We start from the raw sequence: 14,601 nt of genomic DNA, 5'->3' as shown, positions 1-14,601 counted from the left end.
GTTCGCCGATCTCCCCGATCCCGGCCGGCCGGTGCCCGCGGTGAGCAGCAGCCCGGCGAGCGGCACGGTATAGGCGTCGACGACCCACTGCAGGGAGCCCAGGCCGGCGTGGAAGTCCGACTGGATGCTGCTCAGGGCCACGAAGACGACGGTGAGGTCGAGGAGGAGCATGAACGTCGCCGTGCACACCACGGCGAGGGTCCAGCGCTGGACGTTCCAGGTGGGGGGAGAGTCGGACATGGCGGTCTGGTGTCTTCCGTTTCTTCCGGTCGGTGGGCCCGGGACGCGGGCAGGCGTCATCGCGCGAAGCGGTGCGCGCACGGGGACGCACGGCGCCGGTCCGCGGGAGCCGGGACGGACAGGGGTGCTTCGGCCCGGGAACCCCGGGCCGGGGGCTCAGCGGCTCTGGTCCACCCAGCTCATGAGCTTGCGCAGCTCACGGCCGGTGGTCTCCAGCAGATGCTCGCCGTCGGCCTTCCGGTACTCGTGGTACCGGGGCAGGCCCGCCCGGTACTCGGTCATCCACGCGGCCGCGAAGGACCCGTCCTGGATCTCCGCGAGGATCTCCCGCATCTCGGCCTTGACCGCGTCCGTGACGATGCGCGGCCCGCTGACGTAGTCGCCCCACTCGGCGGTCTCGGAGATGGACCGGCGCATCTTCTCCAGGCCGCCCTCGTACATGAGGTCGACGATCAGCTTGAGTTCGTGCAGGCACTCGAAGTACGCGACCTCCGGCTGGTACCCGGCGTTCACCAGCGTCTCGAACCCGGCCTTCACCAACGCGCTGGTCCCGCCCGCCAGTACGGCCCGCTCGCCGAACAGGTCCGCCTCGGTCTCCTCGGTGAAGGTGCTCAGGACGACCCCGGCCCGGGTGCCGCCGATGGCCTTGGCGTAGGAGAGCCCGAGCGCCAGCGCGCCCCCGGTGGCGTCGTGGTCGACGGCCACCAGGCACGGCACGCCCAGGCCCTTCTCGTACTGGCGGCGCACCAGGTGTCCCGGCCCCTTCGGCGCCACCATCACCACGTCCACGTCCATCGGCGGATCGATGAACCCGAAGCTGACGTTGAACCCGTGGGCGAAGAACAGCGCGTCGCCGGGCCGCAACCGGGGCTCCACCGCCGCGGTGTAGACGTCGGCCTGGACCGGGTCCGGCACGAGCATCATGACGACGTCCGCCTCGGCGGCGGCCCGTTCCGGGGTGAGCACGCGCAGTCCCCGCGCCTCGGCCCGCGCCCGCGAGGCGGAGCCCTCCCGCAGCCCGACGCGGACGTCCGCACCGGAGTCCCGCAGGGACAGCGCGTGGGCGTGCCCCTGGCTGCCGTATCCGATCACGGCGACCTTCCGGCCCTGGACGACGGACAGATCCGCATCGTCGTCGTAGAACATCTCGGCCATGACGGACACGCCTTTCCTGGAAGTGAGGGTGAGGGTGAGGGTGAGGGTGAGGGGTGATGAAGGTGCGCCGTGCCCGCGGTCGCGCGGGCGGTCTCGGCTACGGGGTCTCTGTCGTGCGAAGCGGGTTCTGCCTGAGCGCGTAGAGCGCGATGCAGAGCTCGGCGATCCCGTGCGGCTCGGAGGTCGAACGGCCGGTGTACTCGGTGATCCGGCGGAAGCGCTGGCGCACGGTGTTCGGATGGCAGTACATGCGGCGGGCGGTCTCCTCGGTCGAGCCGCCGCAGGCCAGCCAGGTCTCCAGGGTGTCGAGCAGGACGTCCCGTTCGGCCTGCTGGAGGGTGTCGAGCGGGCCGAAGACGTTGCGGGCCAGGCGCCGGCTGATCTCCGGCGCGGCCGCCGCGGTGACCGCCACCAGGCAGTCGTCGAACACGGTGACGGCGCAGCCGCCCGCACGCCCGCCCTGCATGGCGGTCTTCGCGTACCAGAGGCTGGTGCCGGTGTCGTACAGGTCCTCGTACGGCGGGCTGACGCCGGTCCTGCTGACCGCCTCGCCCTCCAGCACCTCGACGAGCTGGTCGTACTGCCGCTCCGTGCCGAGCTGGACGATGCCGACGTGGGTGTCCGGGCGCAGATGCCAGACCGAGTGGATACCGCTTCTGCGCAGGGCCTGTTCGGTCCGGGCAAGCGGGTGGCGGCCGAACGACGACACCTCCGCCGCCACCACCGCGAACCGGCCGTAGCGCGGCATGCGCAGCACGTCGATGGCCGCCAGCAGCGTGCCGGCGTCGAGGCTGCGGTTGGTGAGGAGGGCTTCGAGCAGCGCGGAGCGCTCCTGCTCGGCGTTGCGGAGCAGTTCGGTCGTGGCCTCGCGGTGCCCGGCGATGGTTTCCTCGATCAGCCTGTCCTGCACGGCCCAGATCGAGGACACCGCGGTGACCAGGCCTTCGTGGTCGACCAGGCCGGTCTCGGCCGCCTCCGCGATCAGCAGTTCCCAGATGAACCTGATGCCCACGCGGTAGCTGGCGATCAGCGTGGTCTCCGGCACGTTCTGCCGGGCGCGTCTGCGTCCGGTGTCGGCGCCGAGCGAGGGGTCGAGCGGGGCCTCTCCGGCGAGCGCCCGCAGCACGTTGCGCAGCTCCACGCGGCACGACTCGCGCAGTTCCGCCAGCGGAACGCAGTTCCCGCCGTGGTCGCTGGCCTCGGACCGGATGCGCTCGGCCATGGCGTCGCCGAGTTCGTCCGCTCGCTCCAGGAGACCGGCGACGAGCTTGGCGAGACCGTCGGCGGGTCCGTCCGTCACCTTCACACCTCAGTCCTGCCGCTCCGGCCCCGGCCGGTCGCCGAGTCGCTGTCCCCAGGATGATCGGCCGCACGTCCGGCTGTCGATGTGCCCCGCAACAGGCTTGTCCTGCCCACGCAGTGGATTCCCACCGCGCCATCAAGATTTGCTTTACAAAGCAAGTATACGGCTCCTAGTCTCTCGCTGGGAGGGGTACACAACTCGGTGTGAAGCCCGGTGCCGTGGAGGTAGTGACGCGATGTACGACAACGACGGGACGGCCCGGCACTGGATAGGCGGGCAGTGGCGGGACTCGGCCGCTGTCTCCGAGTCGGTCAATCCGGCCAACGGCGAGGTCGTGGGGGAGTACGCGGACGGCGGGCGCGCGGAAGCGGTGGCGGCCGTGGCCGCGGCCCGCCGCGCCTTCGCCTCGACCGCCTGGTCCACGGACCGGGACCTGCGCCGCACGGTACTCACCGAGCTGGCGGCCGCCTTCGACGCCCATGCCGAGGAACTGGCCCGGGTCCTCACCGCGGAGAACGGCAAGCTGCTCCGCGAGGCCCGGCTGGAGGCGCGGTTCGCGACCGGCGCGCTGAGATACGCGATCGCCGACCTGACCACCGACACGGGATCGTTCGCGCAGACCGACCGGCACATCTGGTTCAGCAGCCTGCGCGAGCCCCTGGGCGTCGTGGCGATCATCGTGCCGTGGGAGTCGCCGATCGCGCTGCTCCTGCGCTCGCTCGGCCCCGCCCTGGCCGCGGGCAACGCCGTGGCGGTGAAGCTGCCGGGGCAGACGGCACTGACCAACGCGCTGATGGCGCGCATCATCTCCGAGGTGCCCTCGCTTCCCGCCGGGGTGGTCAACATGTTCACCGAGTCCGGCAACACCGGGGCCCCGTTCCTGGCCGCCTCGTCCGAGGTGGACGCGGTCAGTTACACCGGCAGCACCGCCATCGGCCGGCTGGTGGTCGCCACCGGCGCGGTCACCCTGAAGCGGATGAACATGGCGCTGGGCGGCAAGACCCCCATGATCCTCTTCGAGGACGCCGACCTCGACCACGCCCTGCCCCTGCTGACGCTGGGCGTCACCCTGGGGGCCGGTCAGTTCTGCATGGCCGGCAGCCGCATCCTCGTCCACCGCTCCATCGCCGACCGGGTCCGCGCACGGCTGAGTGCCGCCCTGGAGTCGGTCGTCGTCGGTCCCGGGGACGACGAAGGCTCGCAGATGGGCCCGCTCGTCGACCGTAACGCCGTGCGCCGGGTCGACGCCCTCGTCGAGGAGTCCCTGGAACAGGGCGGCAAGGCCGTCGTGCGCGGCGGACCGGTCACCGAAGGACCGCTCGCCGCGGGCGCGTTCTACCGCCCCAGCCTGATCGAGATCGCCGACCTCGACGCCACCCTGGTCCAGGAGGAGGTCTTCGGACCGGTCGCCACCTTCGAGGTCTTCGACGACGAGGCCGAGGCGGTGTACCGCGCCAACGCGACCGAGTTCGGCCTGGCGGCCGCCGTCTTCACCCGCGACGGCGACCGCGCCCGGCGGGTCGGCCGCGCGGTACGGGCGGGCACCGTCTGGACCAACTCCTGGTTCGTGCTGGACGAGGGCTTCCCCGAGGGCGGCGTCAAGCAGAGCGGCCTGGGCCGGCTGCGCGGACCGCTGTCCCTCGCCGAGTTCCAGGAGACCAAGACCTATGTCCACGTCGCCCTCCCCGAGACGGCCTGACCACCGACGCACCACGGGGGTGGACCGACGGCAGCCGCCGGCCCACCTCCGCGGATCCTCGGCGTCAGCCGATGCTCACGTCGTCGACGTAGCCGCGGTACCCACCCGTGGCGCCCCCGTGGTCGAAGCCCAGGAGGATCTTGCCGATCGCCTGCCCCGCCTTGACCGCGCCGAGGTCCACGGACACGTGGTTCCAGGTGTCCGGCGTCAGGTGCCCGCACTGCCGGGCCGGATGGATCCCGTTGCCGGACCCGTCGGTGGCACCGGAGTCCCGCAGGCTGCTGCCGTCGGTGAAGACCAGGTCGACGGCGACGCACGTGCTGTTGTCGGAACCGGCGTCCACCCACGGGGTGGTGGCGTTCGACTGCGGGAAGATCCAGTAGCTGAGCGTGGTGTCGCCGCGCACGGTGAGCGGCGCGCCGTTGAAGCCGTAGACCTGCATGTAGGCGTGGTCGTACGAACCGCCGTTGGCGTAGCCCGAGTACATCAGCGCGGCGTCGCCCGTGTGGGCCTGTTCGCCGGTGCGCACGGTTGCCTGGGGCCCCGTGAGGCCGCAGCACAGGCCGGTGATGCCGTAGTTGCCGTCGCCGTGGGTGTCGGCGTTGTCGACGGTGTCGGTCCAGGTCGGCTGGGTCTGCCCGGTCTCGAAGCCGGTGGTGAGCGACGTGGTGGTCGCGGCCTTGGCCGGCTGGGACAACTCGTGCCGGACGGTGGCCTCGCTGGTGCCGGCCGGGGCGAGGTCGACGGTCTCGCCGACGGTGGTGTGCAGCTTGATCGTGGTGCCCGAGAGGGTGCCCTTGTGGACGCCGTCCGCGTAGTACTCCACGGTCTTGCCGGGCCACGGGTTGGTGACCGTGACGTTCCCGCCGGACCGGCTGGTGAGCCGGACGTATTCGACGGCGTCGTTCCGGATGCTGCTGGAGACCAGGACGTTGCCGTAGGCGAGCAGGCCGCCGAACTTGGCGTTGGAGTCGGTGGGCCAGTTCGGGAAGACCTTGATGTCGTGTTGCACGGACTGGAGGAGCATCTCGTCGAGCCCCGAGGTGGTGACGTTGAGGTTCTCGATGCCGCCGCCGTAGTGGTGCACCGCCATGTTCGGGTACGAGTAGGCGGTGGCCTCGGCGTGCAGCTCGTCCATCAGTGTGCTGGGGTTGTAGCCGACCATCGCCGCGGCCGCGTACAGGGTGGCCGGGGAGTTGTCGCTGTGCCAGTTGTTCAGCTGCGCGACGGTGTTCCGGGCGGTCTGGAGCAGGTCGGCCGAACTGTTCAGCCCGACCTGCAGACCGGGGTAGACGGCCTGGACGGCGACGTCGTTGCCGTCACTGACCCAGCCCGAGCCCTCGGAGGTCTGCCGGAAGACGGTCTGGCCGTTCCGCGACATCGTGGGCAGCGGCGCCAGGTTGCTGTCGATGTGCTGCCAGGTCGGGACGAGCGAGTCGTTGATGTGCAGGTCGCGGCTCATGTCGATCAGGCCCTGGAACAGCAGGTGCACCAGCCCGAGCGAGAGGATGCTGTTGGTCTGCGGGTACACGCCGCCTTCCTGCGGCGCGTCGTTCTCGATGATGTACGTGCCCGTGGCCGCGTCCCAGGTCAGGTAGTGCTGCCAGAACAGCCCGACCTGTTCGAGGTAGGGAAGGACCTTGCGCGCGTAGGAGGCGCTGCGGGTGTACTCGTACTTCATGACCATGTCGCTGGCGAAGTTCACGGCGTCGGACTTCTGGTTGTACAGGTCGTCGGCGGCGCTGGTGCCGTTGGGCGAGATGCCCACGGGGTAGAGCACGCCCTGGTAGCCGGCCGCCGCGGCCTTCGCCTTGCCTCTGGGCATCCAGTCCAGGATCGGGTCGTCGTAGGAACCCATCTGGGCCACGTGGTTGGTCGACAGCGCCGGGTAGAACGCCGCCTCGTAGTTGTAGTTGGCGTGGTAGTCGCCGTACCAGTTCATGTCCCCGGTGATCCAGTTACCCCACAGGCCCGGGGCGTACTTCCCGGCGCGCGAGACCGAGCCCAGCAGATAGAGCGAGCCGTACCAGCTCTTCTCCACGGCCTGGTCGGGGATCTGCACGAACGACCGGGACCAGTACTCCCGCCACCAGGACTCGTGGGCCGCGTACAGCTTGGCCGGCGAGCCGTCGGTCAGCGCGGCGGCCGCCGCGTGGGCGACGGACTGGTAGCGGGACGTGTCGTGGCTGCTCTGTATCGCCGCGGCGACGGTGTAGGTCACGCCGGGCCTGAGGGTCAGGCTGATCCGGTTGCCCGACACGCTCGCGGCGCTGCCGCGCACGCTCGTCGCGATACGGGCCTGGGGGTTGCCCGGTGCGTCGGTGGTGCCGGCCTGCACGTCGGCGTCGAGTACGCCGTTCCTGCTCGACGTCGCCGGGGTCTTCCCGTGCCCGTCCTGCACGGTGACGGTCGCCTGCTGCGAGCGTGAGCCGGACAGCCGCAGGGTGGTGACGAACAGGTTCCGGGTCGCCGAGACCCAGCTCGTGGACGAGAGCTTCTCGTCGTCGAGCGTGTAGGTGCCCTCGACCTGCGCCTGCGCGATGTTCTGCACGACGTGATAGCCGGAGCCGGCCAGGCCCGGGACGGAGAGCACGATCCGGCCCAGCGGCTCGATGCCGTTGGTGGCGGTGGAGAAGAAGTCGTTCTTGCCGAGGTAGAAGGTCTGGTCGTCGATGGACCCGCCGACCGCGACGCCGACGTCGCCGTTGCCCAGCAGCGGGGCGTCGACGGTCTCGCCGTTCGCCAGCGTGGTGGGCGGGGAGTCCCACACGCCCCGGAACTGCGCCACGGTACGCAGCGCCTGGGCCGGCGTGGGATCACCGGCGGTCTGTGCGGCGGCGGACGAACCGCCCTGGACGGCGGTCAGGCCGATGGCCACGAGCGCCGCGGCCAGCAGCGTGCTGACGCGTCTCCGGTAACGAAGTGAGGATGTCACTGCGGTGTGACCTTTCTTCTCATCCGGTCTTCTCATCCGGTGTCCCGCCCATGGCGAGCGGGTGATTCCGAGCGGCCGGGTGCGGCCGCTCGTCCGTACGTCGTGGCCAGGTAGGCCGCGCCCAGCAGCGGGGCTCTGGCCGGTTGTCGCGCCGCGGCGACGACGAGCTGCCCGTCGCGGACCCCGCCCGCCTCGGCGAGCCCGGCCCGCAGCGGTTCGGCGACGAGGTCCCAGGCCCCCGCGATGGCACCCCCGACCACGAGAACCGTCGGTTCGAAGGCCGCGACGCACGGCCCGAGCACGCTTCCCAGCGCACGGAACGCCCCGGCGAACACACCGGCCGCGGCACGGTCCCCCTGCCGCGCCCGGCGGGCGATCTCCCGTACGTCCGGCGCCTGTTGGCCGGTGGACCGGGCGTAGGCCCGGCGCATGGCGCGTCTGGACACCGTCTCCTCGAGCGGGGCGTCCGCGTACCGCAGGGCGTGGACCCGCCCGTCCGGCGGGACCCCCGGCCCGTGCCGGACGATGCGGCCGTCGCGCAGGAAGCAGGAGCCCACCCCGGTTCCGAGGGTGATCCCGACGGCGCGCCGGTGCCCGCGCGCCGCCCCGGCCCACCACTCGCCGAGGACGAACGCGTCCGCGTCGTTCCAGAAGCTCACACCACGGGCGCCGGGCAGCGCCGACGTCAGCGCGGCCCGGAGATCGAACCCGCGCAGGGAGTCGAACTTGCCGACCCCCTCGTACCGGCCGATGCCCCGCTCGTAGTCGAAGGGACCGGGCAGCGCCACCGCCCACCGGGCCGGGCCCCGCACGGACAGCCGGGCGGCGCAGCGGACCAGGGCCGACACGATGTCCTCGGCGCTGCCGTCACCGTCCATCGCCTCCCGGAACGACCGGTCTTCCCGCAGGGCGCGGCTTCCGACGTCCACGCTCGCCGCGGTCACATGGGTGCCGCCGACCTCCAGCACCGGTACGACGGTCCCGTCGCCGGGGCTCATCGCACCAGCGCCTTGACGTACCGCACCGGGCCCGCACCGAGGGCCCGCACCCGGTAGGCGCCGACCGCGGCGGGCACGGTCAGGGTCTCGGCGTACGCCAGCTCCCGACGGTGCCCGTCGCTCGTCTCCAGCAGGATCCCGTCGCCCGCCACGACGTTGACGACATGGAAGCGGTGCTCCGTGTCGTCGTCGATGACGGCCTCCGGTGCCAGTTCGAGGCGCCGCACCTCGAAGAACATCTCAGGAAGACGCCCGATGACGTCCTCGCGCCAGCCCTCGCCCGAGCGCAGCGTGCGGGGTTCCTGGACCAGGTCCCTGGCCACGGCCTCCCCGGAGCGGGCCGGATCCAGGTTCTCGAACGCGTGGCCCACGTGGACCGGCCGCTGCCTGCCGTCCCGGTCCTTGCGCAGCCAGTCGTAGAAGCGAAGGCTGTACAGGTACGGCGTCGCGCTGATCTCCAGGACGACGTTGCCCGCGCCGCTGCCGTGCGGGGTGCCGCCCGGGATGAGGAAGAGCTGGTGCCGGTCGGCGGGGAAGGTCTGCACATAGCGCTCGATGTCGAACGCCACGCCCTCATGCACCGCCCGGTCCGCCTCCCGCCGGAAGGCCGCGAGGTCGGCGCCCTCGCGCAGCCCCAGGAACACCTGGCTGCCAGGCCCGCCGAGCATCATGTAGTAGGTCTCGTGCTGGGTGTACGGCCAGCCGAACACCCGCCGCATGTAGTCCGACTGCGGATGGCAGTGCACGGACAGGTTCCCGCCGCCGACGGTGTCGAGATAGTCGAAGCGGATCGGGAACGAGGTGCCGAACATCGCGTGCACCGGTTCCCCGAGGACCTCCTCGGGGTGCAGCGCGACCAGCGCCTGCAGCGGGACCTCGACCCGCGGGCCGTCCGGCCTGCCGACGAGGATTCCGCTCTCCGGCGCGATGAGCTCGTAGCCCAGCGCGGTGTTGGGCGCCTCGCGGTTGAAGCCGAGCCGTTCCTGGGCCCAGTGCCCGCCCCAGGAGGTGGTGTTGAAGGTGGGGCGGGTGCGGAAGGGCCGCCGGGCCAGGCCGGCGAGGGCGTCGCGCAGGGCGCTGCCGTCCAGCCAGGCCGGAGCCTGCGGGTCCTGGACGTCCAGCCACAGGTCGACGTCGGCGAGGAGGGTGTCGCGATGCCGGTCCAGGACGGGCCAGTCGATGTAGAACAGCCGGCGTGTCGTGCCCGCACCGCTACCGGCCGGCTGCCCCAGGTTGCGGCCGCTGCCGCCGGTGATCCCGGCCTCGGCGTACCGCTTGGGCAGGTCGGCGTACCAGAGCCGGTCGTGCGGCACCAGGGCCGCCCCCGGCCCCACGACGACGGTGACCGCGTCGGCGGCGGCCCCGGGCTCCGGCAGCCCGGTGAAGAAGTCGGCGAGGCCCGCCCGGGACAACGGGGCGAAGTCCGGGTCGTCGTCCAGTACGGCGGACCCGGTGCGGGCGAGGATGTCCGGCCAGGGCGCGAAGTGCTCCCGCATGTCGATCTGCTTCGCCGCGACACCGCGGGCGGCCAGCGCCTCGCTGATTCCGGCGGCGACCGTGTCCCAGTCGACAGCCACCGGGCCGTCCACGGCGAGGACCGGCCCGGGAGCGAATCCGGCGACCGCGTCGCGGTATCCGGTGCCGACCTCCCCGTTGATGCTGTGGCAGGGTTCGGCTTCGTAGCCACGGACTGCAGACATGGCGATGTCGGCCTTTCTGTGGGGCCTTGAGGGTGTGGCTCGGGTCGTTCAGGCGACCGGGCCGAGATGTGTGAGCGTCCCGATGCCCTCGACGGACCGGGCGGCGGGCAGTCCTGCGGTGCGGTCGGTCCCGAACGTCGGGTTGATGTCGAACAGGGCCGAGAGCACCGCCTCGGCTCCGGCCGCGCCCGCGATGTTGTCACGGACGGAGGTACCGCGTTCGGCCACGCGGGCCCGGAGCCGGCCGTCCGGCCCGGTGACGATCTCCATGGCCTGACCCCACAGCCCGCCCGAGGCGGCCGAGGAGAGGTCGCGCAGGAGAGCGACCGCCCGGTCCCGACGGCCGAGGCGCGCCAGGCCGTGGGCGGTGACGCCGGGCCAGGCGGCGAAGGCACCGGCCGCGCCGTGGTCGGGACGGTCGGAGGCGGCGGCGATCGGATCGTCGGGACTGAGCGCCCGCATCCAACCGCCCACCAGCAGACGGCCGGTGACGAAGTCGGCCATCTCCCGCCGTGTCCGGTCCGGGAGTTCGCGGTGGAGGGCGGAGGCGACCAGACCGAAGTCCAGGCAGTGCCCGATCGTGTCGGTCCCGTCCGGGCGGAGGATCCGCCAGCGGCCCGCCCCGGCGTACAGGTCCAGCAGCGCCTCGGCCAGCCGGCCGGCCTCGGCCTCGGCCCGCTCGGCGTCCGCGGGCCGGCCGAGCCGCCGGTACAGCCCGGCCAGCGAGCGCGTCGAGGCGACGTAGGCGCCGTTGAAGGAGGCGACGACACCGGTGTAGGTGGGCACGCACTCCAGCAGCTGCCACGGATCGGCACCGAAGTCGGCGAGCACGCCCCCGGTGGCCGCGGCACGCCTGTCCCGCCAGCCGAGCCCGAGCCGCTCCAGGTGCCCGAGGACGGTCGTCCCGCCGGGCGTCTCGTCGAGGAAGGCGAGGTCGCCGGTGATGCAGACGTAGTGCTCGATGAGCCTGAACAGGGCGTAGTCGGTGGAGCTGTAGGCGTTGCCCAGCGGCCCGCCGCCGAGGTTCTCCACACCGAAGGAGTCACGGTAGGGACCGGCCAGCACCCGCAGCAGCCAGGAGCGCAGTCCGGCCGGTTCCAGCAGGGCGTACAGGCGGCTCCACTCGCAGTGGTCCCAGAAGTAGGTGGTGGTCGGCCCGAGCCGGGGGCCGCCGGTGAGGAACACCGGCTCACCGGGCCGGATCCGGGTGGTGCGCAGGTACAGCGCCTGCAGGGCCCCCATGTAGTAGGTGCGCGCGAGGCCGGCGTCCTCGGTGGTGAAGGTGGGCAGGTGCCCGGAGAAGTCGGGATTGCCCGGGGTGAACATGGCGGCCCACAGCCGTTGCCAGCCGTCCCGGCCGGCCCGCATCGTCGCCTCGAAGTCCTCCGCCGCGGTACGGGCCTGTGCCGCGACGGTGCCGGCGTCCGTGCCGTATGCGCAGGCGATCCCGATGACCACGCTCCGCCCGGGCTCGACCTGGCAGGTCCAGGTCGCCCGGTGGCCGGCGCCCTCGGCCCGCAGCTCGCCGGACGGCCCGGCGAAGGCGTAGGCGGCGCGGGCCGGCGACCGGGAGTCCGCGAAGGTGACCGTGCCGTCCTCGGTGCCGGACGCCCAGCGGCGCGACTCGGTCCAGTGCCGGGTACGGGCGATCTCGGCACCGGCGAGGCGCATCACGACCTCGTCCGCCGCCACCTGTATACGGACGTGGTGCCAGCTCCCGACGGCGAGTTCGGTGTCGGTGGGCTCCCGCTCCCCGGTGATACCGAGCCACAACCGGCCGTCCTCGACACCGATCTGGAGCGAGTCGGGGTGGTTGCCGTGGGTGAGGACGGTCCCGGACTGCCCCGCCGCGTCGAGCCGCAACTCGAACTCGATCGTCAGGCCGGGGGAGAGCACGAAGGATTCCAGGTTCGTCTCGCCGTCGGGCGTCAACGCGATCGTCCCGTCGGCCCGCAGGACCACACCGCCGTCGGCGCCCGTCACCCCGAGCCCGCGCACGGCTCCGGCCACGCCGGTCCGCGGCTCCGGCTCCTTGTCGTGGCTGACGTGTGCCGGGAGAGCGTCGTCCAGGAGCATCGGACCGTGGTCCTCGTCCCGCTGGATTCCCGGCACCCGCGGCCTGCCCAGCCGGAGCCGCCGCGCCGCCGGCGAGAGCAGGTAGTGCCGCCCGCCGCCGCCCGTGGTGGCCCGGATGCGCTCCAGCGCCATGAAGTCGTGGTGCATGCCGTGGTTCCACGGACCGTCGTACAGCCAGCCGTAACCCACCTCCGAGTGGGCGGCCATCGCGAACAGGTCCTGGGCCAGTTCGACCGTCCTGGGCTCGTCGCCCTCGTTGGTGACCTCGATCCGCCACAGGAGCAGGTCCCGGGACAGTGCCATGCGGGTGTCGGTGGTCAGCAGCAGCCCGTCCGGGCGGCGGTGTTCGCGCAGCACGCCCCACGGCTTCCACAGGAAGCGCTGGGCGGCGGGGACCACGCCGTCCACATGCAGTTCACCGGTGTGGTAGCCGAAGGTGAACGGCGGTGCGGCCAGCCAGGACAGCGAGGTCAGGTCGCGGTTCACGTGCGCTTGCCCCTGCTGGTTGCGCAGGGAGGGCAGGTGCGCGATCTCGTCCGCGCCGACCCAGTGCCCGGCGACGTCCTCCAGGTCCGGCACACCGGAGCGGCCGAGGTCCACGGCTCCGGCGGCGGTTTCCATGGTCACTTGGTGGCTCCCGAGGTCAGTCCGGCGATGAACTGCTTCTGCAACGCGAGGTATCCGGCGACGGGAACGACCGCGGCCAGGAGCATGACGCCGAACAACTGGGCGTAGTTGGTGGAGAACTGACCGACCGACTGATAGATCCCGGTGGTGATCGTCTGGCCGTGCAGCGGGCCGAGGATGAACTGCGGGTTCATGAAGTCGTTCCAGATCCACAGCGACAGGAAGATCGTGACGGTCGCGGTGGCCGGGCGCAGCAGGGGCATGACGATCGTCCACCAGACCCGTAGGCTCCTGGCGCCGTCCACGGTCGCGGCCTCGACGATCTCGGCCGGGATCGACCGCAGGAAGCCGGAGTAGACGAACACCGCGAACGACAGATAGCCGCCGCCGACGTTGGCGAGGACCAGCCCCGCATAGGTGTGGTCCAGGTGCAGGAAGGCCAGGATGCGGATGGTCGGCAGCAGCACCACCGCGGGCGGGATCATCAGCCCGGCGCCGAAGCACGCCAGGACGATCCGGCGCAGCAGGGCCGGACGCCGGGAGAGCCAGAAGCTGAGGGCCGCGCCCAGCGGGATGATCAGCAGCACCGAGGCGACGACCGTGACCGCCGAGTTGGTGAGCCCGATCTGGACGATCCGGTCCGGCCGGGCCAGGGCGTCCGTGAGGTTGCCCGTCGTCGGCGGGGCGGGCGGAGCCGCCGGGTTCCGGATGATCTGGTCCTGTGACTTGAAGGCGTTGACGATCGTCAGGTAGACGGGGCTGACGAAGGCCAGCGTGAGCAGCCCGGCCGCCACGAGGTGTCCCCGCGAGGTCCAGGCACGGCGGCGGTCCCGGCCCGGTACGGGAACGGCCCCCAGCGCTGCTGCCCGCGGCTGGACGGCGGGCCGTTGCGAGGTCGACGTGCTCACAGGTCCACCTCCCGGCGGCGCAGCAGGGCGGTCACCGACAGCGCGATGACGACCGAGACGACGAGCAGCAGCATCGCGACGGCCGAGGCGTAGCCGTACCGGTCGTCCGTGAAAGCGAGCTGGATGATGTAAAGAGCGGTCGATTGAGTCGAGTCGGCCGGGCCGCCCGAGGTGAGCACCGCGATGATGTCGTACAGCTTCAGCATCGTGATCAGCGAGATGGTGACGCTGATGGTGGTGCCCGGGGCGAGCATCGGGAACGTGATCCGCCGGAACCGCTGCCAGCGGCCGGCTCCGTCGACCATCGCGGCCTGGTACAGCTCGACGGGGATCGACTGGAGCGCGGCCAGGTGGACGACGGTGGTGAACCCCGTCAGCACCCAGGCCGCCACGATCCCGACGGACAGCACGGCCAGGTGCGGGCTGCCCAGCCAGGTGACCGGCTTGTCGATGACGCCGAGCGAGGCCAGGACGTGGTTGAGGATGCCGTCCCGGGCCAGGATGTAGCGCCAGACATAGCCGACGATGACACCGGACAGCACCTGCGGCAGGAACGCGACGGTACGCATCAACCGGAAGCTCAGCGACGTCCTGTTGAGCAGCATCGCGAACCCGATGCCGGCGGCGTTGGCCACCAGCGTCACCGCGCCGGCCAGCAGGAGGGTGAAGCCGAGACTTCCGGCCAGGGCGCTGTCGTGCGCCATCTCCTTGTAGTTGGACAGGCCGACGAAGTCGGCCCGCGCCAGCAGCGGGTTCTCGTTCGTGAGGCTCTTCCAGGCGCTCATGAGCACGGGAACCACGATGAACAGGACGTACAGGCCCAGCGCGACGAGCGCGATCGACCCCAGGGCGGGGTCGCCACGGCGCGGGCGGACTCGAATGGACACGGCTCGGGTGGTCATGGCTCTTCCCTCGGAGGAGATCGGCGGCCCCGGATCCGGCAGACAGGCCCGGGGCCGA

At 71.7% G+C, this 14,601-nt stretch carries 9 protein-coding genes and 1 pseudogene; 1 reads left to right on the top strand and 9 read right to left on the bottom strand.

Annotation, left to right across the window (positions count from 1 at the left end):
- From KVT45_RS38135 to KVT45_RS38125, 3 genes and pseudogenes are all read right to left on the bottom strand, one after another.
- Positions 1–240: pseudogene (locus tag KVT45_RS38135) on the bottom strand (MFS transporter); the annotation flags it as partial.
- 156 nt (positions 241–396) lie between these two features.
- Positions 397–1,395, bottom strand: a complete 999-nt coding sequence (ilvC, locus tag KVT45_RS38130; protein ID WP_217553764.1) for a ketol-acid reductoisomerase — start codon at positions 1,393–1,395, stop codon at positions 397–399.
- Positions 1,396–1,492: 97 nt separating this feature from the next.
- Positions 1,493–2,695, bottom strand: coding sequence for a helix-turn-helix domain-containing protein (locus KVT45_RS38125; RefSeq protein WP_308310991.1), 1,203 nt, complete (start codon positions 2,693–2,695; stop codon positions 1,493–1,495).
- Between the two features lie 238 nt (positions 2,696–2,933).
- On the opposite strand from KVT45_RS38125, the gene KVT45_RS38120 reads away from it, so the two are divergent.
- Positions 2,934–4,397 carry an aldehyde dehydrogenase family protein gene (locus KVT45_RS38120; protein ID WP_217553763.1) on the top strand — a complete coding sequence of 488 codons (1,464 nt, stop codon included), beginning with the start codon at positions 2,934–2,936 and terminating at the stop codon, positions 4,395–4,397.
- A 64-nt stretch (positions 4,398–4,461) separates the two neighbouring features.
- Here KVT45_RS38120 and KVT45_RS38115 read toward each other — a convergent pair whose 3' ends face one another.
- From KVT45_RS38115 to KVT45_RS38090, 6 genes are read right to left on the bottom strand one after another with little or no spacing between them, the layout of a single operon-like run.
- Complete coding sequence (locus tag KVT45_RS38115; RefSeq protein WP_308310990.1) at positions 4,462–7,332, bottom strand: hypothetical protein; 2,871 nt, start codon at positions 7,330–7,332, stop codon at positions 4,462–4,464.
- 32 nt (positions 7,333–7,364) lie between these two features.
- Positions 7,365–8,330, bottom strand: a complete 966-nt coding sequence (locus tag KVT45_RS38110) for an ROK family protein (RefSeq protein WP_217553761.1) — start codon at positions 8,328–8,330, stop codon at positions 7,365–7,367.
- Positions 8,327–10,030 carry a class I mannose-6-phosphate isomerase gene (locus KVT45_RS38105; protein ID WP_217553760.1) on the bottom strand — a complete coding sequence of 568 codons (1,704 nt, stop codon included), beginning with the start codon at positions 10,028–10,030 and terminating at the stop codon, positions 8,327–8,329. The genes KVT45_RS38110 and KVT45_RS38105 overlap by 4 nt, the downstream gene beginning before the upstream one ends.
- A 48-nt stretch (positions 10,031–10,078) precedes the next feature.
- A complete protein-coding gene (locus tag KVT45_RS38100; protein ID WP_254647960.1) occupies positions 10,079–12,727 on the bottom strand; it encodes a hypothetical protein in 2,649 nt (882 codons plus the stop codon).
- A gap of 2 nt (positions 12,728–12,729) precedes the next feature.
- A complete protein-coding gene (locus KVT45_RS38095) occupies positions 12,730–13,641 on the bottom strand; it encodes a carbohydrate ABC transporter permease (protein WP_308310989.1) in 912 nt (303 codons plus the stop codon).
- Positions 13,638–14,543 carry a carbohydrate ABC transporter permease gene (locus KVT45_RS38090; RefSeq protein ID WP_217553758.1) on the bottom strand — a complete coding sequence of 302 codons (906 nt, stop codon included), beginning with the start codon at positions 14,541–14,543 and terminating at the stop codon, positions 13,638–13,640. The genes KVT45_RS38095 and KVT45_RS38090 overlap by 4 nt, the downstream gene beginning before the upstream one ends.
- Positions 14,544–14,601 lie beyond the last annotated feature (58 nt).

Source organism: Streptomyces sp. GbtcB6 (assembly GCF_019091475.1).
GTDB classification, from domain to species: domain Bacteria; phylum Actinomycetota; class Actinomycetes; order Streptomycetales; family Streptomycetaceae; genus Streptomyces; species Streptomyces hyaluromycini.
Note: the sequence above shows the minus strand (reverse complement) of the source record. Positions and strands in the feature narration are given on the sequence as shown.